We start from the raw sequence: 26,053 nt of genomic DNA, 5'->3' as shown, positions 1-26,053 counted from the left end.
ACGTCTGAACTGATCCAGACGGGAGGGGGAGGGTCAAAAGTCCACAGCCGGCGGCTCCCATACCCGTGCCCCCCGTCCGTTCGCAATGAGATAAAATTTGGGATGGGGGGATGTCGCCCGTTTCGGGAGGTAACCCCATGAGCAGCAACGCTATTCAGAGCATTGAAGGCGTACCGAATGAGCCCGATTGGGCGTCACTATTCGCCGAAACAGCCGATGCCGAAGCCGCCCATGAGCAGTGGGCGGTCGTTTGCCGCGAACTCCGGGATGCCGGAACGCTGGCCGTTTCGAACGGCCACGCGATCAAGCGCCTTGTCGAATTCCGGGTCCAGTTCGAGCGGGCTTCTCGCCACGTCGCTGAGCACGGTCCAATCATTACGGCGAAGCGCGCTAAGATCGGCCAGTGGAATCCGCACTGGTCGGTAATGCGGCAGGCGGACGAAGCCATCCGGGCAATTGAATCGGAGTTGGGAATTTCACCGGCTCGCCGAGGGAAGGTAACGAAGGTGGCGCGTGGCAAGAAGACTTCCCGCGCCGCGGACGCGTACCTCAAACCCGCATCCGACTGACCCGACCACGGCCTACACAACCGATGTTGTGGCGGGCAGGATTGTAGCTGGCGAGCACCATACTGCAGCCGCCGAGCGGCACCTGAAGGATTTGCGCGACGGACCGGCCCGCGGGCTGCATTGGCGCCCTGAGCTTGCGGCCCGAGCGATAGGCTTTCCGCCAGCGGTTCTCAGCGTGACGGCTGGCGCGCATGAAGGTCGCCCGTTCAACCTGCTGTCCTGGCAGTTATTCTGCACAGGCAGCCTGTTCGGTTGGCGCAAAGACAGCGGCCGCATGCGCTTTCGATCCGCATGGGTCGAGACCGGGAAAGGCCAGGCGAAGAGCCCATGGATGGCAGCCACAGGGCTGTACATGGGCGGGTGGCATGGCGTTAAGCGCGCCGAAGTCTATGCGATCGGCCAAGACCGTGCGACCGCGAACGTCCTGTTTCGCGACGCAGTGGCCATGTGCCGGGCAAAGATACCGGGCGGCGAAGAAGACGAGCACGATTCACTTCTGACGCGCGGCGATGTGGTCATCCGTGGCGAACTCGACAACGCCTGGAAGATCGAATTTCCGGAATCCGGAAGCAAGTTTCAGACGCTGGCGAACGGCGAGGCCATATCCGGCCCGCGGCCGACGCTTGTGGCAGCCGATGAGATTCACGAATTCAAATCGAATTCGTCAATAGAGACGTGGAAACGGGCAATCGCAAAGATGCCCGGCGACGCGCTCATGCTGCTCGGCACCAACACACCGGCATCTACGCAGATCGTCGGGACCGACTATTCAGAGTTTTATCAGAAGGTCGCCACTGGCGAAGTCACTGACGACGAGGCGTTTGCCTTCATCGCTCGTGTCGACAAAGCCGACCGCGAGAACGTCTTCGACAACGAGAGTTGCTGGCCAAAGGCGTTGCCGGCGCTCGGCGTAACGTTCCCGGTCGAGAATATCCGCGGCGAGGTGAACACGGCGCGTGTGCTGCTTTCGACCGCGTTTTCGGTCAAGCGGCTGTACTTCGGGATCCCGATCGGTTCGACCGATTTCTGGATTTCGGAGGAAGCCTGGTCAGCCGTTCAGAAGCCTGTCGATCCGGCAACATATAGAGGGCGCAAGTGCTGGCTCTCGCTCGACCTTTCGGACAAGAATGACCTGACGGCCCTGTCAGCGGCTTGGGTGCAGGACAATGCCCGGCTTGCGGTCAAGACCTGGTACTGGACGACAGAGAGCGGCCTGAAGGAACGCGCGCTCGCGGACAACGCAAAGTACGTTGAGTGGGATGCGGATCCGCTGGTCGACTTCACCGCCGTTTCCGGCGCCGTGATCGACAAGACCTTTGTCGCCGAACGGGTCAAAACGCTGTGCGCTGAGCACGACGTTCAGTTCCTCGCCTTCGACAGCGCCGGCATGGCCGACTTTATCGCGGCCTGTGAGGCGATCGGCTTTCCGGTCTGGAAATACGAGGGGCCGGACAAGCCCGAGGGTCAGGGTCTGAAGCTCGTCGCACACGGCCAGGGCAAACGCATCGTATTCGAAGATCGGGCGCTCTGCATGCCGCGGTCCGTCGAGAAACTGGAAGATCGCATCCTCGCCGGCACGATCGATATCGACAATTCGCCCGTGACCTATATGTGCGCCGGCAACGCGTTTCTGGATGCCGACGGACAAGGTAACCGCGCATTCGACAAGAAACGGTCGCGTGGCCGCATCGATGGCCTGGTAACGATCGCGATGGCTGCTGGCGCCGCGGACAATGACTTCGACGGTACGCCAGTCTCCCCTTGGGACGATCCGGCCTACAAATATCAGGTGGCATAATGGGATTTTTTGACCGTTGGCGAGGTCGCGAACAGCGCGCCTCGATCGAAGACCCGCGCGTGCCGATATCTTCGCCGAACATCATCACCTTCCTCGGCCTGGATGCTATTTCCGCTTCCGGCGAGACCGTCACCATTGACTCGGCGATGGGAGTTCCTGCGGTTTGGGCCGCGGTGAACTTCATGTCGGGCACGCTGGCAGGCTTGCCGCTGCACGTTTATCGCCGGACCGATGAAGGCAGGGAGAGGGTCAAGGGTGGGCTAGCAACCATCCTCCACGATGCCGTCAATGACGAAACGTCCAGCTTCGAATGGCGCAAGCATTGCTTTGACCAAGCCTTTACGGGCGGGCGGGCCTATTCGTTCATCGAGCGGAGCGCAGGGCGCAAGGTCACGAACCTGTGGCCGCTCGATCCAACGAAGACAGTGGTCAAGCGGGAGAGTGGGCGGAAGTTCTACCAATATAAGGACGGTAGCCGCACCCACCGGTACGACGCGGCGGAAATTATTGACATACCGTTCATGCTGAAGAGCGACATGCTCCAGCATCGATCGCCGATCTTGGCAAACAAAGACATCATCGGCCTGGCGCAGGCAGTCACCAAATACGGCGCCAAATTCTTCCAAAATGGCGGCGTGCCGCCGTTCGTTATTGAAGGGCCGTTCCAGTCGCCCGGCGCCATGACGCGCGCAGCGGAGGACTTGTCAGCAGCCGTGCAGAAAGCGGCAAAAGACAACCGCTTGGCCCTCTCATTGCCGGCCGGGCACACGTTAAAGCAGATCGGTGTTGACCCGGAAAAGAGCCAGCTTGTCGAGCTGCAGCGATTCATAATCGAGCAGATTGCCCGGATTTACTCGCTACCTCCGACGTTCTTGCAGGATCTGACCCACGGAACGTTTTCCAACACCGAGCAGCAAGACCTGCACTTCGTGAAGCACACCCTGAAACGATGGGTTGAGCAGTTCGAGCAGGAATTGAACCTGAAGCTCTTCGGCCGTGGCAACACCCGCCAATACTGCGAGGCGAACGTCGACGGGCTGCTCCGCGGCGACTTCAAGACCCGCATGGAAGGAAACGCTCGGGCCATCCAGACCGGCCAGCTTACGCCGAACGAAGCCAGAGCAATGGACAACCGCAAGGCGATGCCTAACGGCGACGACCTCCTGATCCAGGGCGCAACAGTGCCGCTCGGCACACAACCGGTCATGCCGGTGCCTGCCAATGACAACGATGAACCGAAAGCGGATGCCGCATGACGAAGATTGAGAAGCGCACGGCGCTACTCGGCGTGGAGACTCGCGCTGCAGACGACGGCAAGCGTACGCTGGCCGGGTATGCGGCGGTCTTTAATAGTGACGCAGACCTGTATGGCATTTGGATTGAGAGGATTGAGCCTGGCGCATTTACGCCGGCCCTTTCCGCAGATGTTCGCGCGCTAGTAGACCACGACACAGGCCGAGTGATCGGCCGTACAAAGTCGGGGACTTTGCGGCTGGCGGAAGACGCCAAGGGCCTGCACGTCGAGATCGACGTGCCGGATACCACGGACGGCAATGACCTTTGGACTCTGGTTGAGCGCGGCGATATCTCCGGCATGTCCTTTGGGTTCATTGTGACGAAGCAGGAATGGGACGAGAGTGTTGAGCCGCCAATTCGCACGATCAAGGAAGTCGAACTCCTTGAGGTAAGCGCGGTAGCGTTTCCGGCGTACGACGATACCTCAATCGGCAAACGATCACTTCAAGAGTGGCGTGATGCACGGTCGAACGAGACCATAAAAGATCCGGCGGCGACGCCGGTTAACCGGGCAGCCGCGAACCTAAAGCAGCGGCTGGCCATGCGCTTGGACTTGAAAGTCCGCACCGGCGCCTAGTCGCCGTTTCCCACCAACCTCATCCACACACCGCTCGCTTCGGCGGGCCGTTTTCTTTTGGAGAATCCAATTGACCGTACAAATTACCGAGCTTCGCGAGAAGCAGGCCCGCATCGCCACCAACGCTCGCGCGAAATTCGACGAGATCAATGACGACACGCCGGCCGATCGCGCGGCCGAAATCGAACGCGAATTCGACGCCATGATGGTCGAGCACGACGCTATTGGTGCGCGTGCGGAACGGCTTCAGAAGCTGGAAGACGCGGAGAAGCGCGCTAGCCAGGAGGATCCCCGTCGGCCGAAAGGTGAGAATGCGGAATCGCGCCACCAAGGTGATACCGTGCCCGAGTACGGTGATGTGTTCGCGAAAGCGATCCGTTTCGGTGCCGCGACCCTGACTGGTGAGGAGCGTGGCATCCTCATGGAGGGCCGCACGGATGTTCCGAAGGAAATCCGCGCGCAGGCAGCCGGTACAGAATCGGCTGGTGGTTACACGGTCCCGGAAGGCTTCTCTGGCGAGATCGACGTCGCCATGAAGGCTTGGGGGCCGATGTGGGACGCCGACGTCGTTCGCGAACTCACTACCTCGTCCGGCAACCGCATCCCATGGCCGACCATTGACGACACGGCAAAGACCGGCCGTATCAAGGCCGAGAACGCGGCGGTTGACGACGACGGCACTGATGACGCTGTGTTCGGCGAGAAGCAGCTCGATGCGTATGTCTATGACACTGGCATGGTGCGCATTCCCCTCGAACTGCTTCAGGATTCGGCTTTCAATATCGAAAGTCTAATGAATGATCTCTTCGGCGAACGACTTGGCCGCACCGCCAATACGGCACTTACGACTGGTACTGGTTCTTCGCAGCCTAACGGCATTGTGACCGCATCCTCGCTCGGCAAGACGGCAGCCTCGGCTACCGCGCTTACCGCGGACGAGCTGATCGACCTCCTGCATTCCGTCGACCCAGCCTATCGCGCGTCGCCGAAATGCCGCTGGCAGTTCAACGACACCACGCTTGCAACCATTCGCAAGCTCAAGGACGGCCAGGGTAACTACCTTTGGACGATGGGCGATGTTCGTGCGGGCGAACCTTCGCTACTGCTCAATCACCCGTATTCCATCAACCAGGCCATGGCCAACATTGCGGCGAGCGCAAAGCCGGTAATCTTCGGCGATCATAGCCGCTACATCGTCCGCAAGGTGTCCGGCTTCCAGGTACTCACGCTTCGTGAGCGCTATGCCGAGAATTTCCAGATCGGCATGGTCGGCTTCAAGCGCTTCGATGGAGAATTGCTGAATACGGCGGCCGTCCGCCACCTCATCCAGGCTGCTTCGTAAAGTTGCATGAGGCGGGCGGCTTCGGCCGCCCGCTGCCTCATCCGGAGGATGGCATAATGAAAATCAAACTGCTTGTTTCGCGCTCTGGTCCTGCCGGCGCGTTCTCCCCAGGCGATGAAATCGACGTGGGAGAGGCCGAGGCGAAGCGCATGTTCGAAGCACAGCCCCCGCAGGCCGTGCCCGTGCGGGAAGCCCGACTGGCGACGGAAGTCGCGACCAAAAAGGGCAAGTAATGTGGACCGGGATTTCCGTCATCATAAGGCCCACGGGCGAACTGATCACGCTAGCAAGGCTGAAAGCCCGCCTGCGGATCGACCACAGTGATGATGACGACCTTCTTGCTGAGCTGCTTAAGGGCGCCGTCGCGCGCGTGGAGGGCCCATCCGGGATCGGCTACGCCCTGATGGAGCAGACGTGGCGCAAGTCCATGGACTGCTTTCCTTGTGTGATCATACTCCCTGGTGCGCCTATCAAGAGCGTTACGGCTATCACTTACGTGGACACCGACGGCGCTACGCAGACGTTGGACAGCGCCGATTACCGCATTGATGTCGATAGCGAGCCGGCTCGTATCGTGCCGGCTTACGGCACTGCGTGGCCGTCAGCTCGACACGTAATCGGCGCCGTCAAAATCGATTACAGATTAGGCGAAACCGACGCCGCGAACGTTGAGCAGGACTTGATCGACGCTGTTTGCCTGATCGTGGCTCATCGCTACGAAAACCGCGAGGCGGTTCTCAATGAGACCGCCCATGAACTGCCCCTCGGCGTTCAATGGATATTAGACGAGCACGTCCGCGGGCACGTGGCGGCCTAATCCAACTCAGTTAAAGGAGGCCAACGGTGGCCGATATCATCATCAACGCGGCGGATGTCGTCGCCGGTTCGAACGCAACAAAAGAGGCCGGCACGGCGGGTGAGGTGATTACAGCCGGCCAGGCCGTTTACCGCGCCAGCGCAACCGGCAAATACATGCTGGCTGACAACGATTCCGCTACGGCGGAAGTGCGTCAGCCCCGCGGTATTGCGCTGAACGGCGCGACTGCGAACCAGCCGCTTACTATCGCCCGCAGTGGCGACATCACGATCGGTGGCACGTTAACCGCTGGTATGGACTATTACCTCTCGGCGGCGCCAGGAGGGGTTTGCCCTCGTGCCGATATTCTGGCGGGCGATTACGTCTGTCTGCTTGGACTGGCCAAGAGCACATCGGTTCTCGCGCTCGATATCCAATATCCGGGCGTCGCGCTCTAGGCCCATGGCGAAGAAGCCAGCCGCGGGCAGCCTCAAATATCGGGTCGACTGCCAGAAACGAACTGAAGTCGACGACGGTTACGGCAACACGGTCAGCCGCGACTTCGAGACCCAGTTCACCGCCAGCGCTGCTTATCAACACCTGCGGGGCGGCGAGGGCGTGATTGCCGCGCGCCTCGAAAACCGTCACCCGATGATCGTTCTCGTCCGGGCATCTTCGGACACAAGACAGATCACCTCCGACTGGCGGCTGGTCGATACCCGCGATGGTTCCGCCTTTGCTATTCGCGATGTGACGCACGAAACGGACCGAGCATGGATCTCGCTACTCGTTGAAAAAGGAGTTGCGGCTTGATGCCTTGGGTTCGCTTTACTGCCGATTTCGACTGGAAGCCGCGGCCGCAAGTGACCATCGCCTACCGCATGGGCCAAGAGGTGAACGTCACAACGCTCTGCGCAGCGAGAGCTGTCAGCGCCAGCATGGCTGTCCGGATCAAGAAGGCTAAGAAATTAAATGCGGATCAAGGCGAAGGTTGAAGGTCGCGACGCAGTCATGCGGCGGTTGCGGCTATTAGTTCCCGAAGCCGAGAAGGAGCTTGCCAAGGCCCAGCTTGAGGGCGCGCAGGAACTCGCAGAGCGCATCCGCCCAAGGGCGCCCGTAGGAGAGCCTGGCGGCGGTGCGTATGCTGCTAGTATCAAAGGCGAACGCCTTGCCGGTCGGGTGGTAGCGAAGCCGAGGAAAGGTGCCAAGGGTCAGACTAAGGATCCGAACGCGACCGGGATTTTCGCGAGCCCGCTTTGGCATCTGCTCGAATTCGGCACCGCCGAGCGGTTTCACAAATCGGGCAAGTCGGTCGGTGCTGGCCCAGCCATTCCACACATCTTCCCGACCTATCGGGCGTTTCGAAAGCGTCTGCGCCGCATGATGGCGGGCGCAGTCAACAAAGCAGTTCGCAGGGTTCGTAACACATGACCTCGCCAGCCAAAGAACTGCAGGGCGCGATCGTCTCTCGCCTAAAGGCCGACGCGACTGTGACTGCCTTGGTCGAACAGCGCATTTACGATCATGTTCCGCGGTCGACGACGGGCGACGTTTCCGCGACCTTCCCGTTTGTTGGAATAGCCAATTGGCAGGAGATTTCGGACGACGCTGATTGCATCAACGGCTACCAAATATTCGTCGACCTGGATTGCTGGTCAAGGAGTGTTGGGTTTCCGCAAGTCCACGACCTAGCTGATGCCGTGCGGGCGGCGTTATCGGATGCCGAATTCGCCTTAAGCGCCAACGCGCTCGTCTACTTTGAGTGCCGAGAGAACCGGACTTTCCGTGATCCTGACGGCCTCTCCAGTCACGCGATCCTCACCTTCGAGGCCTTCGTAGAGCAGCCGTAACCCTCACCAGAACTTACCCATCAACAGCCCGCCTTTGTGCGGGCTTTTTCATTTTGAAGGAGCCACGACATTGGCACAGCCGACGACCATTAAAGGCGGCAAAGTCCGCGTTCTACTCGACCTGACCGGTGGCGGGACCTACACCGCGCCGTGCGGTTTCACGTCGAAATCGATCACGCTCAACAAGGCGCTGAACGATTTCCAGATTCCTGACTGTGACAATCCGGACTTGGTGGACTGGCTTGGTCGCGATGCCGTGTCGCTCTCCATGTCGGTAAGCGGAGAAGGCGTTCTTGCGTCCGAATCCGTGGAGACATGGCTGGATGCGTGGGAGGATGTCGACTCCGTTGCAGTCAAGGTCGAGTGGGAGTTCCCCGCCAAGACGATCACCTGGACTGGCAGCATGCACGTCGAGAACTTTGACGTCGGCGCACAGAACGCCCAGCGGGCGACTGCCTCGGTTTCGCTCCAGTCAGACGGCGTCATGACGCGTGTGGTGACCTAATGAGTCGTGACGCTTCAGTCACGCTCGACTTCGGGGATAACACTTATCTTTTTCGCCTTGCCTGGGGCGAACTTGAGAAGCTCCAGGAGGAGCGCGACACCGGCCCGTATGTAATCCTCGACAGGCTCCTCACCGGCCGGTGGCTTGTTCAAGACATCGCCTCCCCGATCCGGCTTGGCCTGATCGGCGGCGGCATGGAACCGATCGCGGCGCTCAAACTGACCCGGGCATATGTCGAAGGCCGTCCGCCTCTGGAAAACCTCGTCGTAGCGCAGCGCGTGCTCGGCGCGGGGCTTCTGGGTGCCTCCGACGAGGATGAAGTCGGAAAAAAATCCGGGGCGGCAAGTCCGGAGGAGGAGAAGTCCCTCTCCCCAACGGAAAACTCCGATTTGCCGCCATCTACGGGAACGGAGCCATCCTCGGCTTCACGCCGCAAGAAGTCGGCCGGATGAGCGTCTGGCAATACATGGCCGCCCTTGATGGCCATGCACGAGCAAATGATCCCGACGGCGACAAGAGATTGTCCGGCAGCGAGCAGGACGAACTCTGGGACTGGCTGCAAAGCAAGGAATGATCTGGCATGGCCGGTGATACCGAAGACCTGGTGCTTTCGATCAGCGCCGATGTGCGCCAGATGCAGCGCGCGCTTTCGCGTCTGACTGGCGACACGGCGAAGACGACTGCTGTTATTCAGCAGCAGTTCGACAGCATGGGCGACGTCGGAGGCAAAGCCTTCGACAAGATAGCGGACAACAGCAACCGGGCATTTTCGAAAGGCTCGCAGAACGCTGCCAAGTTTGGTCAGGCGATGAAGGTGTCGAGCTTTCAGACCGGCAACCTTGCCGCGCAGTTGAACGACATCGGCGTCCAGCTTGCCGGCGGCCAGTCGCCATTCCTGATAGCTCTTCAACAGGGCACGCAGATCAACCAGGTGCTCGGGCAAGGGGGCGCGCGTAGCGCTGTCGCTGCTCTTGGCGGTGCGGCCAAGTCCCTGATCAACCCTGTGTCGCTGGCGACGATCGCCATCATTGGCCTCGGCGGTGCGGCGGTCCAGTACGCCACTTCGTTCCTTGGCGACAGCAAGGATATGGCAAAGGCTCTGAAGGAAGAGGCCGAGCTGATCGATAAGGTCGCTCAGAAGTGGGGCGATGCACTCCCCGCGCTTAAAAAATACAATGACGAGCGCAAGCGGCTTCAGGAAGACACCGATATCACGACCGCCGTCGAGGCCGTCGCGCAGGGCGAATACGAGAAAATTCGCGAGATCATCACGGACGTTCGCGGAGAGATCGGCCGGCTTGTCGTCGACCTTCAGCAGGCTGGCGCAGAAGATACGGAAATTCTGACGCTTCAGAAGGTTTTCAACACTCTCTTCCAAGAGGTTGAGGACGGCAACGCAAAGTTCGAGCGGCTGCGCCAGGTTCAGGCTGCGCTCAACGATCTATTCAAGAACACCGGCATTCCCGCCGCAAAGGATATGGCCGACAGCATCGGCCAGATTGCGGATGAGCTTGAGCGCGCCATTGATGCGGCCAACCAGCTTCGCGCCGAGAACGCTATCCGCGACTTCTTCCAGCGCTCGCCGCTCGGCACGCTGGGAGGCCTTGGCCCGGTCACAAGCGGTGGCGGGCAATTCCTCAACCCCGGTCAGCTGCAAGATTTCCGGGCGAGCAACACGCCTTCGCAGTTCGAGCAGGATCTCGAACGGGCAAGCGGCGCGATCGACAGTTTCGTCGAACGTGTGATCAAGGCGGAAAGCGGAGGCAGGGCCGACGCCAAGAATCCGAATTCATCGGCGACGGGTGCCGGCCAGTTCATCGAATCCACTTGGCTGGATCTGTTTCGACGCCATTTCCCTGCCCGTGCGCAGACCATGGGTCGCGATGCGATCCTTGAGCTTCGCAAGGACGCAGACGTCAGCCGCTCGCTGATCAGGGCCTACGCCAAGGAAAATGCAGCGGTGCTTCAGCGCGACGGCGTCTCGGTCAACGAGGCTGCGCTTCAGCTTTCCCACTTCCTTGGAGCTGGGGATGCTGCGAAAGTTCTCCGGGCTGCGCCCGGCACTCCTCTCGCCGGTCTGATCTCCCAGGCATCGATAAACGCCAATCCGACTATTCTCGGCGGCGGTCGAACGGTTGACGATGCCATCTCCTATGCGGAACGCCGCGCCAGCGCGTCGTCGACTAGGACATCCCGTGAGAAAAGAACGCCGGCCGACATCTTCGCCGGTAGCACTCAGCAGATTCAAGCTCGCATTGACCTGATCAACGCCGAAATCGAAGCGCAGAGCCGACTAAACCCACTGATCGAAGACTATGGCTTTGAAGTCGAAAAAGCGCGCATCAAGCAGCAGCTCCTCAACGATGCCAAGAAGGCCGGCGTTGAGGTAACGCCCGCCCTTGCTGCACAAATCGACCAACTGGCCGGAAACTATGCCAGGGCCTCAGCCAGTGCAGATCAGTTGCGGGCCAGCCAAGAGCGCGCCGCGCAGGCAGCCCAGGAGTTCAGCGAGTTCAGCAAGGATATGCTGGGCGGTTTCATCCAAGATCTGCGTGAAGGCAAATCGGCGTCAGAGGCGTTCGCAAACGCGCTGCAGAAAGTCGGCGACAAGTTGCTTGAGGTTGGCCTGAACGCCCTGTTCGGTGGTGGCGGAGGTGGCGGCCTGTTTGGCGGTGGCGGTGGACTCCTCGGTGGTGCGATCATTCCTGGCATCCTGCACAAGGGCGGCGTTGCCGGTAGCGATGGCTACAGCCACGGCCGCGCGGTCTCCCCATCGGTGTTTGCCGGCGCGCGGCGTTACCACAAGGGTGGCGTGGCAGGCCTTCAGGCTGGCGAGGTTCCTGCAATCCTTCAGCGTGGCGAAATTGTCATTCCGAAGGGTGGTCGCTTGGGCGGGGGCGGTCAGTCGATCGTCATCAACGCACCTATCAATGCGCCAGGCGCGGACGCCGCGGCGTTGGCGCGCGTGGAACGCTCCGTGCAGGACCTCGGAAGGAACATCCCAAAGATGGTCGACGCCCGAACCGATGCTCGGCAGACACGAAAGGTTCGCGCCTGATGGGCCGGCTCGTCTCTTGGCCTGTGGGGCTTCGTGCGAACTTCCGCGAGCCACTGTCTGGTCCGCGCGCCGTGAGTGGCGGCGCGACGCAGTCGATCGGCAATTTCGTGCAGACCTTTGCCTCGCCGTTCGGCTTATGGCGCTGGCGTTTCTCGTTTCCGTCGATCCGAGGCGCGATGTTTCGGCGCTACCGCGGCTGGGTCACGGCCCAGCATGGCGGCGCCAATGCGACGCGCGTGCCGTTCTGCGATTGGGATGGGCTGAACTTTGCTGAACGGGGCATCGAAACGACTTCCGCTCAATGGCGGCAGGGACAGGTTTGGTCAAATGGGCAGCCATGGTCGAATGGCCAGAACTGGCATTCGAGCAACCCTGTCGTGGCGGTCGCGGCTGCGGCGGCACTCGACCATACGGAAATCAAACTCGCCGATTCCTTTTGGGGGAACGGGCTCGACGTGGGCGACTTCTTCGGCTTCTTCCCGTTCCACTTCGGCCTCTACATGGTCACGGAGCGGATTGATGCCGGTCATTACCGGATATGGCCCCCACTTCGGAATGCGATTGCGACAACCGATTTCGCAACACTCAACCCCGTGATGGCAATGCGGCTGGAGAGCGAGGATGCGGCTAACGCTCCTCGTGGCGCCGCATTCGCGGAAGGCCTTTCCGTAACGCTGGTCGAGACGCTCGACTACGACGTGCGCGACTACTTCGCAGACTAATTTCTCTGACATCGCGGGGGCCGAATGGCCATCTTTACCGAGGCCGATCTCGATCGGTTGGCCGCGCCACACGTTGCGCGCGCCTGGTTTCTCGAAATGGACCTGCCGTCTGGTCTGACGCGGCTGCATAGCGGCACTGGCCGGGTGTCCATCGGTGGCCATGAGTGGCGCGGGGTCTCCGATCCGATCGGCGGTCAGCTTGTCACGCTGTCCAACATCGAGGAACCGCGGTTCGGCCAGGCTGTGGCGGTCAACGTCACGCTGTCTGGCGCCAACCGTGAATTCTTCAAGTCGGTGCACACCGACGCGAGAGCGATCGAGGGGCGGCGCGCCGACCTCTACTGGGCGGCCTTCGATGGGGAAACCGGCGAGGTGCTGATCGGTCTTAAGAAGCTCTTTCCGGGCAAGATCACGTCGCCCTCGCTGCAATGGCAGGGCATCGGTATTCGCACCGTATCGATCACCATCGAAAGTATCTGGTCAAGCCAGAATTATGCTGTCGGTGGCAAGTGGAACGGGGCTGATCAGCGCCGCCGCTACCCCGGCGATAGGGGGCTAGATTTTGTCGGCGTGAAGGTTTCGGAGAACTGGTCAGCATGACCCAGCCAAGCGAACTTTCGCGCGCCGAGCAACTCCAAGCCTTCATCATGGCTGTTGAGGGCAAGCCGGTCGAATGGGGCAGGGACGACTGCACCGCTTGGGCGGCAGATTGGGTTACGGAGATCACCGGCAAGGAAGTGCCTCGGCTCGGTTCCTATTCGACGCTAGACGAGGCGCACACGATCATCGACGAGGCGGGCGGGCTGGATGTGCTCTGGTCGATGGCGCTCGCACCACTCAGCATTTACGAGACGCCGTTCGAGCCGCAACTGGGCGACGTTGGCATCGTCAACACATCGCGGCTCGGCCATGTCGGCGTGATCTTCGCGCAGGATGGCGTTGCGCTTTGGCGCTCGTTCCAAGGCACCGCGCTGATCCGGCCGCGCGCCCGCGACATCGTCAAAGTGTGGGCATTGCCCGCTTAGCCGTCACGGCAACGCCGAAAGGCTATCCATGAAATTCCTGAAGCTTGTGCTGCTGGCAAACATTTGCCTGCCGCTGACGGCTGTTCCGGCTTCGGCCGATCCGATCTCAATCGGCAGCTTTGTCATTTCGTCATTGCTGTCGATCGGGGCAGGGGGCCTTTTGCCAGCCGTGTCCGCGGCGGCAATTGGCAACGCCGTTATTGGCGCAGCGATCATCGGAGCATCTCTGCTGTCGTCGGTTTTGGGAGAGGCACCCAAGATCAATCCGGGCGACTTCAAATCAACATTCGAGACCGGCGACAGTTCGGAAATCCGGGCAGTCGGCCGCGTCCGCGTCGGCGGGCTGAAAGCCTTCGGCAACACGGCGTCGGGCACGCGCCGTTTTCGCCTGATCTGCCACACCAAGGGGAAGACCACCGCCGTTGAGGAACATTACCTCGGTGGGCGCGAGGTAACGGTTGAAAGCGACGGCGCGGTTTCCTCACCGCCATGGGCCCGCTCGGGAGGCTCGTGGGCATTCATCAAGAGCAAGATCGGCGACGGGACGGAAACGGCCTGGGACGACCTCCTGACTTATTTTCCGGTGCTGTGGACGGCGGAGCATCGCGTTCGCGGGATCGCGCAGTCGCTGGTTCAATACATCTCGCCGGGCATTGCCGACGACAAGTTCACCAAGCTCTATCAGCAGGGGCCGCCCGATTACGAGCGCGTGCAGCGTTCCGAGCCGATATACGACCCGCGCGACATCGGCCAAGAGGCCGACGACGAGGCGACATGGGCCTATGAGGACAACGGGCCGCTCTGCGCAGCGCACATCCTTCGCAGCTATCCGAGCCTGGCCGTCGAGGATTTCGATTATCCCCTCATAGGCGCGGAAGCGACCAAGGCGGACGTACTGGTCACCACCAAGGCCGGCACGGAACCGCGGTCGCGCTGCTGGGGCATGTGGGCGTCGGAAACGCCGCGCGGCGATGTCATGGACCAGGTGCTGAAGTCGATCGGCGCCGAGATCGTAGCGACCGACGACAACAGCTTCAGTATCCGGCTGATAGACGACGTTCGCACGCCGGAAATCACCTTCACGGCAAGGCACATCATCGATCTGCAGTGGCGCTCGGGGCCGGAGAGCGTCGAGCGGCCGAACATCTGCCGGGTGAACTACTACTCGCCAGAGCGCAACTACGAGATGACGGAGATCGACCTCACCGGCATCGCGTGGGCGCGCAATCAAGACGAGATTGACCGCGTCGGCGAACAGTACATGGATGTCGACCTGCCGTTCTGCCCCTCGGCGAGCCAAGCGCAGCGAATCGCTCGCCGGCTGTTCGCGCTGGCGCGGGCCGATGCCGGTGTGGTCAAGACGAACTTCGCGGGCCTTGCCGCCTGGGGGCTAACGGTCGCCGACATCGAACTGCCGGATCTCGACGTGACGGAGACCTGCGCGATCGGCACGCCGCGCGTCAATGACGAGGAAGGTACGGTCGAAATCCCGTTCGTGGTCTGGCCGACGTTGACGCCGTGGAACCCGGCCGTCGACGAGGCTGCAGCGCCGCCGGAAGTGCCGGAAATGGCCTATGAGAGCGAGCTGGACACGCCAGTAGCGCCGAGCGAAGCGAGCGTGGTGCAGTATGCCGATCTCTCCTATGAGACGCGGGTGAAGTTCACGGGGGTCGACGGCGGGTCGATCGCCGAGGCGGTCTACCGGACCTACACCGACGGCGAGCCTGACGCCTATTCCAGCATGACGGAATATTCCGGGGCAGGGCTCGATCGGTACGCCTACGACGCGACGAGCACGGTCGGCGAGAAGGTCGATTTCAAGTGCCGGTTCTTCAACAGCGACGGCGATGGCTCGTATTTCTCGCCGCTGCTGACGATCGACCCGATGGCGATCGACAATACAGCGCCGCCGGCTCCTGGATTGGGTGGGAGCGTCACCGGCCCGACAGAAGGTCAGTACCACGTCACTGTCACTGCCACGTTGAACGGCATGAATGCGGTCAGCTTCAAGATCCAGAAGTTGTTTCTATTCGAGTGGACTGATGTCGCAAGTAGTAACGGCAGGCCTGGAACAGGATTGGTCCACACTGAAGATGCGACGGCAGGATCTGGGGACCGAGAGTTCCGCGCCATTGCCTACACATCGGATGGCACCGAAAGCCCCATAGCAACCTACACCGCACACATTCCGGCTTAGCTCGCCGCAATACCCAAAAGTCTGGAGACTGCCTGATGTCGCTTTTCACGAAGCTCGGCACGGAAATCAATGCGCCTGTTACCTCGGCCGGCGTGCCTCGCGGCGCGAACATGTTCGACGAGATGGTATGGAAGACGGAGATCGAATCCGTCGTCACCGCCTTCACGTCCAATGGAGGGCTGATTTACGCGACAAAGGCGCAACTCGACGCCGACCTGGCTCACGGGGCGAATTCTTCCGCATGGGTGATCGGTGACAGCACCGTCGCCAACAACGGCATTTATCGGAAGTCGGGAGTGTCCGGGGCAGGTTCCTGGTCGCGGGTTGGGGATCTGCCATACAGCTTCATTCGGGCATTTGATGCGGGCGCGGGCACTCCAAATGCGATCGTCGCCACTACCCCCATTCCTATTCCGGCCGCAGATGGGGGCGCACTGATTACGCTCAACATCTTCGAGGCCAACACTGCCTCGCCCGTAACTGTCGCCCTCAACGGCGGCCCGGCGCGGACGATCAAAACGAACTCGGGCAACGACGTTTCGGTTGGCGGGCTTACGGCAGGCATGGTTGTCGCGGGCTATGTGTCCGGTTCGACATTCCGGCTGCTGTCGGACCAGGCGAGCGCCGCGATTCAGGCCGCGGCAGAGGCTGCGGCCGCTCTTTCCCAAGCATGGGCAGAAGGCACTTTGCCAGGCGGCCCCGGCACCTTGTCGTCCAAGGAGTGGGCGCAACTAGCGGAAACGACCTTTGAAACCAACGCTGCTGCAGTCATCCCATCGGTGCAACGTTTCGCTGTTGGCGCCGCGGTGCAGAGCGTGGATACGGGCATCGCTGGTTTGGTCGGCGCCGCAGTGCGCGTCTTCATCGACGGCGTTTATCAGTTCTCCAACACTTGGGGCATCGCAGCGGGCGTCATCACTCCTGTCGGTGGAACATGGCCCGGCGATGGCCTTGTCGAGAATATGGAAGTCATCATCGACGCGACTTCCGCAATCGCGTTCAACGTGCCTTCTGATGAATCGGTAAGCCGGCAGAAGATTGAACCTGAATTGCTGGAAGACTTGTCCGGGTTCTCGACTGATACGCCTTTCGGACGCGCCGGCTTGCGGGTGTTGCTCGGTCTTGAAAATGACGCTCACTACGGGTTCAACAACGGCATTCTCGACGCCGGAGGCGGCAAGTGGGTCTTCGTCTATCGCAGGGCGCCGAACCACACAGTCGTCAACGGTTCGGAAATTCGTGCGGTCGACACCTACGACAAGGGTGCAACGCTCGAAAACGATCGGCTGATATTCACTGACGCCAGCTACGACACGCGCAATTTTGTGTCGCGGGTTATGGCAAACGGCAGATTGGGCATTATTGCCTCCCGCCGCGCAGCCGGAACGCTTGTCTACACCAACCCGATCTTCATCTATAGCGATGACGATGGCTCCACCTGGTCGAGCGCCGCCGTTACCTCCGCGCCGGGGGGCACGCCAGTTAACTTTCACGGCAACCTTATCGACTATCCGACGAGCGTTGGCGGAGATGATGCTGAGGGGTTTATCGCCTACACCTACGGGGGTGTAGCGGGCACCGTTGACGCATTCAGGACCACAGACAACGGAGCGACATGGTCGTGGTCGCCAAGTATCGCAACGTCCCCGATGACCATGACCGAGTTAAGCGTTTCACGCCTTGGAACGCAGGACAAATGGATCATGTTCGCCCGGCCATCCGGTGCGATTGGCGACCCGGGTCAAGCTTGGGTTTCGGCTAACCCTCTGAGCTTTGGTGCTTCCGGATCTGCCGGCGTTGAGGCGGCGGGCAACCCGCCGATGACGATCTACGACGATGAAACCGGCAAGTTCTGGTACAGCGTCGTTGCGCGCCGTGACCGGGGCTGGCAGAGAGGTGTCACTGTCGGCATTGAAAACGTCCTGTTGATGTGTTCGGCCGATGCGGATGCGCTCTATGCCGCAGGCGGCGACATGTCCGCGCTCGGCGTTGACTGGAGTATCGTTTGCTACCTGCCGGATTGGGCATCCGGCTATTTTTTCCCGTATAAAATAGACGGGAAATGGTATGCAGGTTTTGTCTGCGGAGAAGATGCAGTCGACCACACTTACAGCAAGCTGTGCCTGATTGGCGATTTCACTTCCACGGGTGTCGACAAGCTGAATTTCGCTCAAATGATGGCGTGGAGCGCGGTAGGCACTCGTGCAATCTACAGGCAAGGATTGCAGGCGGGGTTCGGAGCAACGCCACCCAGTGAAGTCGGGTATCTCACGGTGGGTGTCGCCTCTACATCGACTGGCATTGTTTCCGAAACTACCTCAGCAGCCGCAAGAGAGCACTGGCGAATCCTAAACGCGAACGGTCTTGTTGGCTCGGTCACAACCGCCGCCAGCGCTACGACCTTCAATACCACGTCGGACGGCCAGCTAAAAGTGAGCCGTCAAGACCTAACGGTCGAGCTAGACATCGACGCTATCGTTGATGCCTTGCAGCCGCAGGCTTTTGATTGGCTGGACCAGAAAGGCAATCCGACAGGTGAGAGGGGCTATGGCCTTATCGCGCAGGACGTTCATACGGTCGTACCGTCGGCAGTCAAAGTCGGACGAGGGAAGCCCGGCGACCAAGACTATGATCCGTGGGGCATGGATTATTCTAAGCTGGTTATCTTCCTCTTGGCAAAAATGAAACTGATGGACGAGCGACTCAAAAATATTGAAGGAGGCCAGTGATGGTGGCGCCGACGAAAACCAGCTTTGGCGTAACGGGTGCGGCGGTCCTTGCTCGCGCCAATCAAACAGGCGAGCAGGCAATATCCACCATCACCGGCTTGCAGGCCGCGTTGGACGGAAAGGCGAGTGCAATCCTGTCAGGTTCTTGGACGCCTGCGCTGGCTGGTGGGACAACGCCTGGCACACCTACTTATACAACGCGGGAGGGTTACTACACGCGGATCGGCAATATTGTCGTAGCTCAGGCATATCTTGTAATTTCAGGGGTGGGCGGAGCGGTAGGAACAGCCACGATTACAGGGTTGCCGTTTTCGCTAGCTTCAGGAACGGGCAAGCGGGCCCCTTTCAACATCGCCTTCTGGTCCGGCATCACGTTGCCGGCTGGATCGATTCATTTGGTTGGATTTTTCCAGTCTGGTACAGTCATCCAGATGCAACGTTGGACGGTTTCCTCAGGTGGAACAGCCCTGGCTATTTCCGACCTAACGGCTCCCACGACGATCTATGGCACCGTGACATATGAGGCGGCTTGAGGTGCCCTATTCGGCCGGGCCGGCCCGCCATGAAAAAGCCGGCAGCCAGTTTTGAGGATAAGGGACGGACGCCAGTAATTTGCCATATGGGGATATGGCAATGATCAGAGTATACCGTCGAGGGGCATAGATTTAACCTTGACCAATGGTATGTGCGGAGCACTCTCACGGCATGGTGATACTGCACTCACTCTGGCTTGTTTCGGCCAATGCCGTGGCCTCGTCGCGCGCAGTTTGGGCCTCGGTATTCACCGCTCGCTTCAGGCTTGGATTCACCCTCGGGATTTTCGTCGGCATTGTTCTCCAAGCGGTTGTTCTTCTTCTCCTTCGTCAGTAACGAGGACCTGAGCCATTTAACTTGGAACAAGGTGCCTGGGTCGCAGTTTCCACAGCTTCCAAGGGTGCTTCACTCCCACCCTTTGGACGAGAAGCCCGCCGTTGCGGCCCTTCAGTTGCTCCCGGCGGGTTTCTTGCGCGTTCGGGATCCAGGCAGTGGGCGGCTCGGGGTTTACAAGGCCGTCGAGCGAGCAGTTCTTCCGTGACGTGGTTTCCTGAACCGGCTTACGCCGCACCCGTCGCTCCTGTTGCACAAGCTTTCTGGAAATTCAACGCTGATCAGCAATGAACAACACGCTGGTAGATCTCCAGCGTGCACAAACTTAGCACCCCGACCTGCGCCGGCGGATTAGGAACTTGATCAGCCTGTCAGCCGCGATGATGACGATAATCATCAGCAGTGCGCCTAGCCAAAATCCACCATCCATGATGCGCGCACATCTCGCACACCCTCTCTGAAAACTCAAGGTGAAACCATGTCCTACGCATACCGCGTCGGCAGCGCTTTGTCCTGCCTCGGCAACGCTTTGATTGGCGGCGACCCGTCCGAATCCCTCAGCTTGGTTATTGGCCGCTCGATTTTGGCTAGCGGCTTCTGGTCGCGCGTGCCGCTGCCGGGCTGCTTGAAGGCGCATTTTTTGAGGGTTGCTAGGAGGAACAACTAAATGGACCGCAACTTCGCGAGATCGCTGAAACACGTCCTGAAACATGAGGGCGGATATGCGAACAACCCCAAAGACCCGGGCGGCCCGACCAACAAGGGCATCACGCTTGCCACCTTCCGCAGTTATGTAAAAGCCAGCGGCTCGGTCGCGGATTTGAAGGCCATAACGGACGCGCAGGTCGCCACAGTCTACCGAAAGCAGTATTGGAACGCCGTTAATGGCGATGCCCTGCCGGACGGCGTCGATTACGCTGTCTTCGACTTTGCGGTGAACAGCGGGCCGTCTAGGGCGGCCAAGTATCTTCAGGCCGTTGTCGGCGCCAGTCAGGACGGCAAGGTCGGTCCTGGCACGCTCGCGGCCGTCCGAAGCAAGGCGCAAACTTTGGTCATCAACAGACTGTGCGACGACCGCCTCGCGTTCATGAAGCGCATCAAGGACTCCAAGGGCCGCTCGCTTTGGGCGACCTTTGGCAGGGGGTGGAATTCGCGCGTTGCCGCCGTTCGGGCCGAAGCCATGTCAATGGCTGGACAGCGACCGACCGCCACCAAGGATCGGCAAGACACATCAGCAAAGCAACACTGGCTTGCCGCGTTCTTCGCCGCGCTGTTTTCCATATTCAAGAGAGGCTAACCCATGTGGACCAAACTAAAAACCTTCTTCGCTGATAGCGAAACCATCTTTTGGGCGCGCCTGCAGATGTTCGCGGGCATCCTGATTGAGGTGGCGTCTACCGTGGATCCGCTATTACTGCAGCCGGTATTCGGCGACTACTTTCCGTACTTCCTGATTGCGAACGGCCTGCTCACCGAGTACCTGCGCCGTCGTCGCGAAGCGGATATGTGATGACCGCGGCGGGTGGGGTGGCCGTGCTGCTGGTGGGAGTGTTCGCTATTGGCATGCCGCTGGCGGCGTTTGTTGTGTGGCGGTTCGGCGTCGAGTTCGGGTGGTTCAAGTGATTGCCCAAATCGTAGCCGCGATATTCGGCAAGTTCGGCTTCGGATTCGTTGACCGCGTGCTTGGCCACATGGAGCGCAAGGCGGCCAGCGAAACGGAACGGCTGCGCATTGCTGCCGGCCGTGAGTCCGCGGCAAACACAACCGCAGCCAGCGTCGTAAAAGCAGGCATGGAGTTCAAGTGGTTTTGGGCGCCGTGGCTTATGGCGACCGTGCCCCTATCCGCTTGGTTTGGATGGGGAATGCTCGACACGATCGCTAACGGCGCGCTACCTGACGTGGCCGCGATACCGCCCGGCCTGCTGCCTTGGGCGCAGTCGGCTTGGGATAATGTCTTCTACACGGGCGGCGGGGTTGCGGGACTCACCGCCTTGGCCTCTGCAATAAAGGGGCGAAGATGACGGGCGCTATAACGTGGGAGCAAATCGCTGGGTTCACAGCGCTTGCCGGCTCGGTCGGCGGGCTGTGGTGGTTCCTGCAAAAGCAGATCACGGCCGGCGCAAAGGCGCTGGACGAATATAAGCTTTACGTGTCCGACCGGTATATCAAGGCGGAAAGCCTGCAGAAGTTGGAGGAGCGCCTGCTTGCGAGCGAGGCGCGCATGATAGCCTCGATTGAAGGCTTGGGCGATCGGATCGACCGCCTAGTTGACAGAATGCCAGCCACGAAGCGCACCGCTTAACTACCGCACCTACCCAAAACCCCGTTGCCCTAACCGGCAGCGGGGTTTTTTTATGATCCGGGATCTCTTTTGGACGCGAGATGCGGCAATGCAGGAGCAAGGCCACCGCTGCTCTTTAGCCGAGCTGAAACCGCGGCAATTCGCCTATCACTCGTTGTGCTTGGGCCTGAACAGCAGTCTCCCGATCCAGGACGCTGCCTTGTGTGCGGGGTGCGATTTAACAGAAGGTACCTCAAACCTAGAGAAATCCAAGCTCCGCCTGTATCGGAAGGCGGCGCAAGTGCCGTCTTTCAAATCGTCGACCTCCTCAAAGTGGTCGGGATGGCTCGTGATGAAGTCAAACTGAGACCGCATGTAATCTACGCGGTGAGCGTTGTGTTTCTTCCTGAACAGCCAGTAATCCATCAGGACGACAGTGGTCTCGCCAGGAATCCACGACGGACCGAATATTTTCAGGCATCGATAGAACGTGTGGGGGTATTTGGATGCGTCGTCCACGTAAACAGAGATAGGACCGCCGCTCCACTTGGTACGTTTGTCCAACATACCTTTGTGGAGCGTGACATGCCCGAAGGGCTTTAGTGTGTTTGCGACCCAAGGCTCTGTATTCTCTCCCTCCTTAAGGTCAACGCCTTGCTTGCGAGCCTTTTCCGAACTGCTTTCAGACATGTGAAAGTTGTCGAAGCAGTCGATCGTAATACCGTGGTCGGGTTCCCGCTCATTCAGCCCGATGGCCATTTGAGCGGTCCCAGCGCCAAGCCAGCACCCAAGCTCGACTATGGACGTATGCGCCTTCGCGTCTCGACGAGCCAATGCTCTCAGGTATTTACCTATTCTGCGCCCACCCATTTCGGGGATTGCAACGGCTAAGCGCTCAAGTTCTTGGATGTCTTGCATCGGGAAAGCCCCTTATTTCCGTCGAGATTGGCAGAAGACGGATTTCACGAACATCTCCAATCACATGCCAATCTTTTGAATGAGATCACCAAATGCCCAGATCAAAGTGCCTCCCGCGCCAAGCCAAGCGGCACTTCGCAGCAAACTAAGTTCCTGCGCGCTCATCGCGGAAGTATCGCGAATTTCGCGACCGGGATCTCCTTCATCCACAACTACCTCGCCTATCGGTTCCGCCTCCTCCCATAGGCGCAGCGCCTCCTCACGTTCGGCATTGATTTCGTCGACAGTTTTCTCCGAATCATCAGGCTGAAATCTCGGCCCATCCGGATGGAATACAGGCACGCCAAAATGGCCCGACCGGATTCCGAACCCGCCGCCGGCAGGGAAGAAGGAGGAGGGCGATCGGGCAGGTCGGTAGAGTAAAGCCTCCCTAACTGACACCAGAAAGCCGGCCAGCGCCATAACTGCACCGCCGCGGGAAAACCAGTGCCATTCCCCACTCGCAAGGCTCACAATTAGGAATAGCGGAAGCGCGGCCCACCCAGTCGCCAGGACGGTCTTCGGACTTTTCACGAGCCAAGTAAACATACGCACCTCGCCTTAGCCTTTTTTAGGGAATGCGAAGCGCCTGAGCGCCTACAACAGCCTACTGAAATGCACGCCCTATTGCCGTTACAGTTGACCAGCAATTGGTAGAATAACTCAAGCCTCCCTTGTCATATTTTATAGCAGCAACGCCGTTTGCCCCACGATCGGCGGCCTTCTGCTTCAACTGAACGAGTGCTTTTTCTTCAGTCGGCGCGGGGTCGAGCAGGCTATTTTTGCACGATGTGCCGTCAACTTCGCCCAGGTCAAAGGCACCCGCAGGAACAGTGGCGGCGACGGCAACGGTCCCAACCTGGGCAGCGTTCGTGTTTACGATGCCTGCGGCCGGCAATGGGCCAATCACGGCGAGATTGCCTTTACCAGGCGTCTGGGTGCAGCCGGCTAGAACCGCGCAAGCCGCGGCAAGCATAATAGTGCGTTTCATGTTTTCCCCCTTACCCCTACTTACCGTTGCATGCCGGCAGGCCGAAGGCGACCAACGTCGCAATTCTAATTTCATCCTAACTTTGTTTCTGCAGCCCTCTTTGCTCTGAACTCTTCGAGAGCTTTTTTCTTTTTAGCTGCCCATGCGTCGGAATTCGCCCTCGCCTCGGCGCGCTTCTCCTCAGGTGTGAGGCGATGGCATGCGGTGGTATCCTTGTCATGGCGATCATCTGCTTCCGCAAGTGCGGACTTCCGTCGATTCTTCGGCTGCCATATCCTTTCCTCGCCGCTGGGCTTCGCCATTGCGAACCCCGCAGTGATGCCAAAATAGCCCTCATAGAACTTCCTGACCAACGGTACGGCCCGCCCATCATGAAAAGCGTCGACGGCGGGAAACCCCCTTCGCTCCAGTGTAGGCAGGCGTTCCTTCCTCCATCGTTCCGCCCGCGCCTTACCGACGATCGCGACTGCGATCTCGATGTCGGTTGCAAACAGCGGGAGCTTGTCGAGCAGGTTGTTGGTTACGAGGTAGTTCCTGTCGTCAGCCATTATCAGCCCGTTTAGGCTCGGAGCCCTTCACAACCGTGGTGGCGGGGCCAAATTTGTCACTGCGTGCTTCTTCTCCACGCATCAATTTCGAGATGCCGGCCATATTCAGCCCTCCCTTCCTTAGTCAGCTTGAAGATGAACCGGCCGGCGCTATCCCGACCATCGCAACGGGCAATGCCGATCTCGGTAAGTTCGACCATCGTCCGCTCTCCAACGCCGTCGATAGCGTCTGTGCACTGCGGCACAGGATTCCGTCGCCCCAATGCTCGTATGGCAATCTCTTGACGCTCGCTCAGCTTGAACCGCGTTGATGGGGCCGGCCTCGTGTGCGTGCAACCCTTCGTTAACCGGTCGAACGGAACTTGCGTCTCGCGTTCCCATCTTTCGTGAGCGCTTTCAGCCCCCTTAGTGCAGCTGATTATCCCAGCTTCACGATCCAACGCGTCGTCTATCGCCCGCTTGTCCCACCGCCTGGAGCCGAACACCGGCTTCGGTATATGCCCCGCGGCTACCCATCCGGAGAACGTCGCAACGCTGCAGCCGCAATAGGCGGCGGCTTGTGGCCTTGTTAGCAATCGTGGAAGGGAGGGTTGATTGGTCATTCGTCCATTCGCTTTGGCTGGAACGACTTCATTCGAGCCACGCGAGCTTCACGCTCGCGCCGAAGTCTCTGCCTTTTCTCATGGGCCGACAGCCCAGCATCTGCCTTTTTGGCCGAGCCCTTTGATTTCTTTGCAAGGAGCGCCTGAAGACTGCGACTGACATTTAGCGGCGATTGGTGCGCGGGGACGTGCACTGCCCGCCCGTGATACCGAATTGGCTCGGCACGCAATCCCTGCCAGATGTCCAGTTTGTCCTGTGCGCTGAAAAGATAAGTGCGCCCGACGCGCGAGCAGGCGCCTATGTCTCGGGCGAACTTGATGAGCGCGCGCCTTGTGATCCGAAGCTGCCCGGCAACTTCCTCTGCGGTATAAATTGCGCCAAGCTTGTCTTCATCATCGGTCATAGGATAAAGAGTTCCCATGCCCCTGACCTGGAGTCAAGCCATTGTTTTTGCTAGGCGTTTTCGCCTACGGGGTCAATGCGTCAATATACTAGAGCGCCTACGCCTGCCGAGCCCTCAGCCGTACGCCAGGGCCGTTGCCGTTCTGGTCGATGAAGATAACGCCGGCCGCTTCAAGCGCCGCCCGGATTGCCGCCAGGTTGTTTATCGACGGGACGCGTCGACCTTTTTCAAAGTCGCGGATCGTGCTTTCACTTAGATTGGATGCGGCAGCTAGTGTGTTCTGCGACCAATCAAGCAACCCGCGGGCTGCTCGGGACTGCTCAGGCGTAGGCAAGGCAATATCTCCAATTGTTGTCGCAATTCGTTTACCACACACGAAAAGCGTTGACAAAGAAAATGATTCGCGGTTTATGTGAATGGTAAACGTTTTTCGTTGACGAGGAGATTCTTAAATGCCGCATACCTCAATAACACGCCGCGCCGCGCTGGCTGGACTTGCTACCCTCGCTGTCCCGATGGGGTCATCATCTGCTGCAGTGCTCCCGACAACCACCGCAGCGCCTGCCGAAACGCAGTGGCAATTCGAAACCGGCCAGTGCGTGTCTCACGAAGACCAATCAATGCCATCGCTCGTATTGAGCCGGTTCCGCGCCGGAAACGCCAAGGGTAACGAGCTTGAACTTTACGGCGTGCGATCGTTCGCCGCCAACGACCCGCACCGCGATAGGCTTATGGTCGGGAATGTTCTGGTTGACGGCGTGCATGGCAGCGGCCTGTGCAAAGACTGCCTGCTTTTTAATACCGGTATGTGCCCAAACGCACCGGACGCCTGACATGGGTAAGGGCGGACCACGCCCTGAATTGCGCGCCATCCTACGAGAGAAGCAGGGTGGCCGCTGCTGCTATTGCAGGATCAAAATGCGGATCTGCTTTTCGAAC

At 59.8% G+C, this 26,053-nt stretch carries 35 protein-coding genes and 1 pseudogene; 29 read left to right on the top strand and 7 right to left on the bottom strand.

Going from position 1 to position 26,053, the window contains the following annotated elements; translation table 11 throughout:
- Positions 1–137: 137 nt before the first annotated feature.
- The 28 genes and pseudogenes from MAXJ12_RS12610 (at position 138) to MAXJ12_RS12490 (ending at position 21,633) form a co-directional block, all read left to right on the top strand.
- Complete coding sequence (locus MAXJ12_RS12610; RefSeq protein ID WP_008836260.1) at positions 138–569, top strand: P27 family phage terminase small subunit; 432 nt, start codon at positions 138–140, stop codon at positions 567–569.
- Positions 514–2,367 carry a terminase large subunit gene (locus MAXJ12_RS12605; protein ID WP_050898819.1) on the top strand — a complete coding sequence of 618 codons (1,854 nt, stop codon included), beginning with the start codon at positions 514–516 and terminating at the stop codon, positions 2,365–2,367. Before MAXJ12_RS12610 ends, MAXJ12_RS12605 begins: the two co-directional genes overlap by 56 nt.
- A complete protein-coding gene (locus MAXJ12_RS12600) occupies positions 2,367–3,623 on the top strand; it encodes a phage portal protein (protein ID WP_008836258.1) in 1,257 nt (418 codons plus the stop codon). Before MAXJ12_RS12605 ends, MAXJ12_RS12600 begins: the two co-directional genes overlap by 1 nt.
- Positions 3,620–4,240, top strand: a complete 621-nt coding sequence (locus tag MAXJ12_RS12595; protein WP_008836257.1) for an HK97 family phage prohead protease — start codon at positions 3,620–3,622, stop codon at positions 4,238–4,240. Before MAXJ12_RS12600 ends, MAXJ12_RS12595 begins: the two co-directional genes overlap by 4 nt.
- Positions 4,241–4,310: 70 nt before the next feature.
- Positions 4,311–5,582: a phage major capsid protein gene (locus MAXJ12_RS12590; RefSeq protein ID WP_008836256.1), complete on the top strand. Its 1,272-nt coding sequence runs from the start codon at positions 4,311–4,313 to the stop codon at positions 5,580–5,582.
- A 56-nt stretch (positions 5,583–5,638) separates the two neighbouring features.
- Positions 5,639–5,815, top strand: coding sequence for a hypothetical protein (locus MAXJ12_RS37625; protein ID WP_008836255.1), 177 nt, complete (start codon positions 5,639–5,641; stop codon positions 5,813–5,815).
- Positions 5,815–6,399 (top strand): head-tail connector protein, encoded by a 585-nt coding sequence (locus tag MAXJ12_RS34405; protein ID WP_008836254.1) that lies wholly within the window; start codon positions 5,815–5,817, stop codon positions 6,397–6,399. The genes MAXJ12_RS37625 and MAXJ12_RS34405 overlap by 1 nt, the downstream gene beginning before the upstream one ends.
- A gap of 26 nt (positions 6,400–6,425) precedes the next feature.
- Positions 6,426–6,836 carry a hypothetical protein gene (locus tag MAXJ12_RS12575; RefSeq protein WP_008836253.1) on the top strand — a complete coding sequence of 137 codons (411 nt, stop codon included), beginning with the start codon at positions 6,426–6,428 and terminating at the stop codon, positions 6,834–6,836.
- A 4-nt stretch (positions 6,837–6,840) separates the two neighbouring features.
- Positions 6,841–7,191, top strand: coding sequence for a head-tail adaptor protein (locus MAXJ12_RS12570; protein ID WP_008836252.1), 351 nt, complete (start codon positions 6,841–6,843; stop codon positions 7,189–7,191).
- The gene (locus MAXJ12_RS12565) at positions 7,191–7,373 is read left to right on the top strand and encodes a hypothetical protein (RefSeq protein WP_008836251.1); all 183 of its coding nucleotides are present in this window, start codon (positions 7,191–7,193) and stop codon (positions 7,371–7,373) included. The genes MAXJ12_RS12570 and MAXJ12_RS12565 overlap by 1 nt, the downstream gene beginning before the upstream one ends.
- Positions 7,351–7,809 (top strand): HK97 gp10 family phage protein, encoded by a 459-nt coding sequence (locus MAXJ12_RS35185; RefSeq protein ID WP_085983937.1) that lies wholly within the window; start codon positions 7,351–7,353, stop codon positions 7,807–7,809. The genes MAXJ12_RS12565 and MAXJ12_RS35185 overlap by 23 nt, the downstream gene beginning before the upstream one ends.
- Positions 7,806–8,228 (top strand): DUF3168 domain-containing protein, encoded by a 423-nt coding sequence (locus MAXJ12_RS12555; protein ID WP_008836249.1) that lies wholly within the window; start codon positions 7,806–7,808, stop codon positions 8,226–8,228. Before MAXJ12_RS35185 ends, MAXJ12_RS12555 begins: the two co-directional genes overlap by 4 nt.
- Positions 8,229–8,298: 70 nt before the next feature.
- On the top strand, positions 8,299–8,733 hold the full coding sequence (locus MAXJ12_RS12550; protein ID WP_008836248.1) for a phage tail tube protein: 435 nt from the start codon (positions 8,299–8,301) through the stop codon (positions 8,731–8,733).
- Positions 8,733–9,185, top strand: a complete 453-nt coding sequence (locus tag MAXJ12_RS12545) for a gene transfer agent family protein (RefSeq protein WP_008836247.1) — start codon at positions 8,733–8,735, stop codon at positions 9,183–9,185. Before MAXJ12_RS12550 ends, MAXJ12_RS12545 begins: the two co-directional genes overlap by 1 nt.
- Positions 9,182–9,307 (top strand): hypothetical protein, encoded by a 126-nt coding sequence (locus MAXJ12_RS39625; protein WP_008836246.1) that lies wholly within the window; start codon positions 9,182–9,184, stop codon positions 9,305–9,307. The genes MAXJ12_RS12545 and MAXJ12_RS39625 overlap by 4 nt, the downstream gene beginning before the upstream one ends.
- A 6-nt stretch (positions 9,308–9,313) precedes the next feature.
- Positions 9,314–9,739: pseudogene (locus tag MAXJ12_RS40010) on the top strand (phage tail length tape measure family protein); the annotation flags it as partial.
- Between the two features lie 471 nt (positions 9,740–10,210).
- Positions 10,211–11,791, top strand: coding sequence for a lysozyme family protein (locus MAXJ12_RS40005; protein ID WP_420492375.1), 1,581 nt, complete (start codon positions 10,211–10,213; stop codon positions 11,789–11,791).
- Positions 11,791–12,513 (top strand): hypothetical protein, encoded by a 723-nt coding sequence (locus tag MAXJ12_RS12535; RefSeq protein ID WP_008836244.1) that lies wholly within the window; start codon positions 11,791–11,793, stop codon positions 12,511–12,513. The genes MAXJ12_RS40005 and MAXJ12_RS12535 overlap by 1 nt, the downstream gene beginning before the upstream one ends.
- 24 nt (positions 12,514–12,537) lie before the next feature.
- Positions 12,538–13,113, top strand: coding sequence for a hypothetical protein (locus MAXJ12_RS12530; RefSeq protein ID WP_008836243.1), 576 nt, complete (start codon positions 12,538–12,540; stop codon positions 13,111–13,113).
- Complete coding sequence (locus tag MAXJ12_RS34400) at positions 13,110–13,538, top strand: DUF6950 family protein (protein WP_008836242.1); 429 nt, start codon at positions 13,110–13,112, stop codon at positions 13,536–13,538. Before MAXJ12_RS12530 ends, MAXJ12_RS34400 begins: the two co-directional genes overlap by 4 nt.
- Positions 13,539–13,566: 28 nt before the next feature.
- A complete protein-coding gene (locus MAXJ12_RS12520; RefSeq protein WP_008836241.1) occupies positions 13,567–15,735 on the top strand; it encodes a phage tail protein in 2,169 nt (722 codons plus the stop codon).
- 35 nt (positions 15,736–15,770) lie between these two features.
- Entirely contained in the window at positions 15,771–18,464 is a 2,694-nt protein-coding gene (locus MAXJ12_RS12515; protein WP_008836240.1) for a tail fiber domain-containing protein, read from the top strand.
- Entirely contained in the window at positions 18,464–18,997 is a 534-nt protein-coding gene (locus MAXJ12_RS36720) for a hypothetical protein (RefSeq protein ID WP_139043880.1), read from the top strand. Before MAXJ12_RS12515 ends, MAXJ12_RS36720 begins: the two co-directional genes overlap by 1 nt.
- Before the next feature lie 812 nt (positions 18,998–19,809).
- A complete protein-coding gene (locus tag MAXJ12_RS12510) occupies positions 19,810–19,998 on the top strand; it encodes a hypothetical protein (protein ID WP_040586089.1) in 189 nt (62 codons plus the stop codon).
- Positions 19,999–20,628, top strand: a complete 630-nt coding sequence (locus MAXJ12_RS12505) for a glycoside hydrolase family 108 protein (protein ID WP_008836236.1) — start codon at positions 19,999–20,001, stop codon at positions 20,626–20,628.
- Between the two features lie 3 nt (positions 20,629–20,631).
- The gene (locus MAXJ12_RS12500; protein WP_008836235.1) at positions 20,632–20,841 is read left to right on the top strand and encodes a hypothetical protein; all 210 of its coding nucleotides are present in this window, start codon (positions 20,632–20,634) and stop codon (positions 20,839–20,841) included.
- 109 nt (positions 20,842–20,950) lie between these two features.
- Positions 20,951–21,352 (top strand): hypothetical protein, encoded by a 402-nt coding sequence (locus MAXJ12_RS34395; RefSeq protein WP_008836233.1) that lies wholly within the window; start codon positions 20,951–20,953, stop codon positions 21,350–21,352.
- Positions 21,349–21,633 carry a hypothetical protein gene (locus MAXJ12_RS12490; RefSeq protein WP_008836232.1) on the top strand — a complete coding sequence of 95 codons (285 nt, stop codon included), beginning with the start codon at positions 21,349–21,351 and terminating at the stop codon, positions 21,631–21,633. The genes MAXJ12_RS34395 and MAXJ12_RS12490 overlap by 4 nt, the downstream gene beginning before the upstream one ends.
- A gap of 147 nt (positions 21,634–21,780) precedes the next feature.
- Here MAXJ12_RS12490 and MAXJ12_RS12485 read toward each other — a convergent pair whose 3' ends face one another.
- The 7 genes from MAXJ12_RS12485 to MAXJ12_RS35175 form a co-directional block, all read right to left on the bottom strand.
- Entirely contained in the window at positions 21,781–22,530 is a 750-nt protein-coding gene (locus tag MAXJ12_RS12485) for a hypothetical protein (protein ID WP_008836231.1), read from the bottom strand.
- A 60-nt stretch (positions 22,531–22,590) separates the two neighbouring features.
- Complete coding sequence (locus MAXJ12_RS12480; protein WP_139043879.1) at positions 22,591–22,992, bottom strand: hypothetical protein; 402 nt, start codon at positions 22,990–22,992, stop codon at positions 22,591–22,593.
- Positions 22,993–23,176: 184 nt separating this feature from the next.
- Positions 23,177–23,560: a hypothetical protein gene (locus tag MAXJ12_RS12475; RefSeq protein WP_008836229.1), complete on the bottom strand. Its 384-nt coding sequence runs from the start codon at positions 23,558–23,560 to the stop codon at positions 23,177–23,179.
- A gap of 71 nt (positions 23,561–23,631) precedes the next feature.
- Positions 23,632–24,108 carry a hypothetical protein gene (locus MAXJ12_RS38810; protein WP_008836228.1) on the bottom strand — a complete coding sequence of 159 codons (477 nt, stop codon included), beginning with the start codon at positions 24,106–24,108 and terminating at the stop codon, positions 23,632–23,634.
- A gap of 56 nt (positions 24,109–24,164) precedes the next feature.
- Positions 24,165–24,308 (bottom strand): hypothetical protein, encoded by a 144-nt coding sequence (locus MAXJ12_RS37620; protein WP_008836227.1) that lies wholly within the window; start codon positions 24,306–24,308, stop codon positions 24,165–24,167.
- A gap of 398 nt (positions 24,309–24,706) precedes the next feature.
- Positions 24,707–25,114: a hypothetical protein gene (locus MAXJ12_RS12465; protein WP_008836226.1), complete on the bottom strand. Its 408-nt coding sequence runs from the start codon at positions 25,112–25,114 to the stop codon at positions 24,707–24,709.
- Between the two features lie 97 nt (positions 25,115–25,211).
- Positions 25,212–25,490 (bottom strand): helix-turn-helix domain-containing protein, encoded by a 279-nt coding sequence (locus MAXJ12_RS35175; protein ID WP_008836225.1) that lies wholly within the window; start codon positions 25,488–25,490, stop codon positions 25,212–25,214.
- Between the two features lie 76 nt (positions 25,491–25,566).
- On the opposite strand from MAXJ12_RS35175, the gene MAXJ12_RS36715 reads away from it, so the two are divergent.
- Positions 25,567–25,947, top strand: coding sequence for a hypothetical protein (locus MAXJ12_RS36715; RefSeq protein ID WP_040586085.1), 381 nt, complete (start codon positions 25,567–25,569; stop codon positions 25,945–25,947).
- Positions 25,948–26,053: the final 106 nt, after the last annotated feature.

The organism is Mesorhizobium alhagi CCNWXJ12-2 (assembly GCF_000236565.1).
GTDB classification, from domain to species: domain Bacteria; phylum Pseudomonadota; class Alphaproteobacteria; order Rhizobiales; family Rhizobiaceae; genus Allomesorhizobium; species Allomesorhizobium alhagi.
The sequence above is the reverse complement of the archived record's forward strand: the minus strand, read 5'-3'. Positions and strand labels throughout refer to the sequence as shown.

Bases quoted from the DNA above. Each gene is read 5' to 3' on its own strand.
- MAXJ12_RS36715 (WP_040586085.1), top strand. From the start codon at position 25,567: ATGCCGCATACCTCAATAACACGCCGCGCCGCGCTGGCTGGACTTGCT.
- MAXJ12_RS12535 (WP_008836244.1), top strand. From the start codon at position 11,791: ATGGGCCGGCTCGTCTCTTGGCCTGTGGGGCTTCGTGCGAACTTCCGC.
- MAXJ12_RS34405 (WP_008836254.1), top strand. From the start codon at position 5,815: ATGTGGACCGGGATTTCCGTCATCATAAGGCCCACGGGCGAACTGATC.
- MAXJ12_RS12485 (WP_008836231.1), bottom strand. From the start codon at position 22,530: ATGCAAGACATCCAAGAACTTGAGCGCTTAGCCGTTGCAATCCCCGAA.
- MAXJ12_RS12545 (WP_008836247.1), top strand. From the start codon at position 8,733: ATGAGTCGTGACGCTTCAGTCACGCTCGACTTCGGGGATAACACTTAT.
- MAXJ12_RS12465 (WP_008836226.1), bottom strand. From the start codon at position 25,114: ATGACCGATGATGAAGACAAGCTTGGCGCAATTTATACCGCAGAGGAA.
- MAXJ12_RS12570 (WP_008836252.1), top strand. From the start codon at position 6,841: ATGGCGAAGAAGCCAGCCGCGGGCAGCCTCAAATATCGGGTCGACTGC.
- MAXJ12_RS34400 (WP_008836242.1), top strand. From the start codon at position 13,110: ATGACCCAGCCAAGCGAACTTTCGCGCGCCGAGCAACTCCAAGCCTTC.
- MAXJ12_RS12480 (WP_139043879.1), bottom strand. From the start codon at position 22,992: ATGGCGCTGGCCGGCTTTCTGGTGTCAGTTAGGGAGGCTTTACTCTAC.
- MAXJ12_RS37625 (WP_008836255.1), top strand. From the start codon at position 5,639: ATGAAAATCAAACTGCTTGTTTCGCGCTCTGGTCCTGCCGGCGCGTTC.
- MAXJ12_RS36720 (WP_139043880.1), top strand. From the start codon at position 18,464: ATGGTGGCGCCGACGAAAACCAGCTTTGGCGTAACGGGTGCGGCGGTC.
- MAXJ12_RS12475 (WP_008836229.1), bottom strand. From the start codon at position 23,560: ATGAAACGCACTATTATGCTTGCCGCGGCTTGCGCGGTTCTAGCCGGC.
- MAXJ12_RS37620 (WP_008836227.1), bottom strand. From the start codon at position 24,308: ATGGTCGAACTTACCGAGATCGGCATTGCCCGTTGCGATGGTCGGGAT.
- MAXJ12_RS12555 (WP_008836249.1), top strand. From the start codon at position 7,806: ATGACCTCGCCAGCCAAAGAACTGCAGGGCGCGATCGTCTCTCGCCTA.
- MAXJ12_RS35185 (WP_085983937.1), top strand. From the start codon at position 7,351: ATGCGGATCAAGGCGAAGGTTGAAGGTCGCGACGCAGTCATGCGGCGG.
- MAXJ12_RS12510 (WP_040586089.1), top strand. From the start codon at position 19,810: ATGTCCTACGCATACCGCGTCGGCAGCGCTTTGTCCTGCCTCGGCAAC.
- MAXJ12_RS12530 (WP_008836243.1), top strand. From the start codon at position 12,538: ATGGCCATCTTTACCGAGGCCGATCTCGATCGGTTGGCCGCGCCACAC.
- MAXJ12_RS12595 (WP_008836257.1), top strand. From the start codon at position 3,620: ATGACGAAGATTGAGAAGCGCACGGCGCTACTCGGCGTGGAGACTCGC.
- MAXJ12_RS40005 (WP_420492375.1), top strand. From the start codon at position 10,211: ATGGCCGACAGCATCGGCCAGATTGCGGATGAGCTTGAGCGCGCCATT.
- MAXJ12_RS12500 (WP_008836235.1), top strand. From the start codon at position 20,632: ATGTGGACCAAACTAAAAACCTTCTTCGCTGATAGCGAAACCATCTTT.
- MAXJ12_RS12520 (WP_008836241.1), top strand. From the start codon at position 13,567: ATGAAATTCCTGAAGCTTGTGCTGCTGGCAAACATTTGCCTGCCGCTG.
- MAXJ12_RS12505 (WP_008836236.1), top strand. From the start codon at position 19,999: ATGGACCGCAACTTCGCGAGATCGCTGAAACACGTCCTGAAACATGAG.
- MAXJ12_RS12515 (WP_008836240.1), top strand. From the start codon at position 15,771: ATGTCGCTTTTCACGAAGCTCGGCACGGAAATCAATGCGCCTGTTACC.
- MAXJ12_RS12490 (WP_008836232.1), top strand. From the start codon at position 21,349: ATGACGGGCGCTATAACGTGGGAGCAAATCGCTGGGTTCACAGCGCTT.
- MAXJ12_RS12610 (WP_008836260.1), top strand. From the start codon at position 138: ATGAGCAGCAACGCTATTCAGAGCATTGAAGGCGTACCGAATGAGCCC.
- MAXJ12_RS12600 (WP_008836258.1), top strand. From the start codon at position 2,367: ATGGGATTTTTTGACCGTTGGCGAGGTCGCGAACAGCGCGCCTCGATC.
- MAXJ12_RS38810 (WP_008836228.1), bottom strand. From the start codon at position 24,108: ATGGCTGACGACAGGAACTACCTCGTAACCAACAACCTGCTCGACAAG.
- MAXJ12_RS39625 (WP_008836246.1), top strand. From the start codon at position 9,182: ATGAGCGTCTGGCAATACATGGCCGCCCTTGATGGCCATGCACGAGCA.
- MAXJ12_RS12565 (WP_008836251.1), top strand. From the start codon at position 7,191: ATGCCTTGGGTTCGCTTTACTGCCGATTTCGACTGGAAGCCGCGGCCG.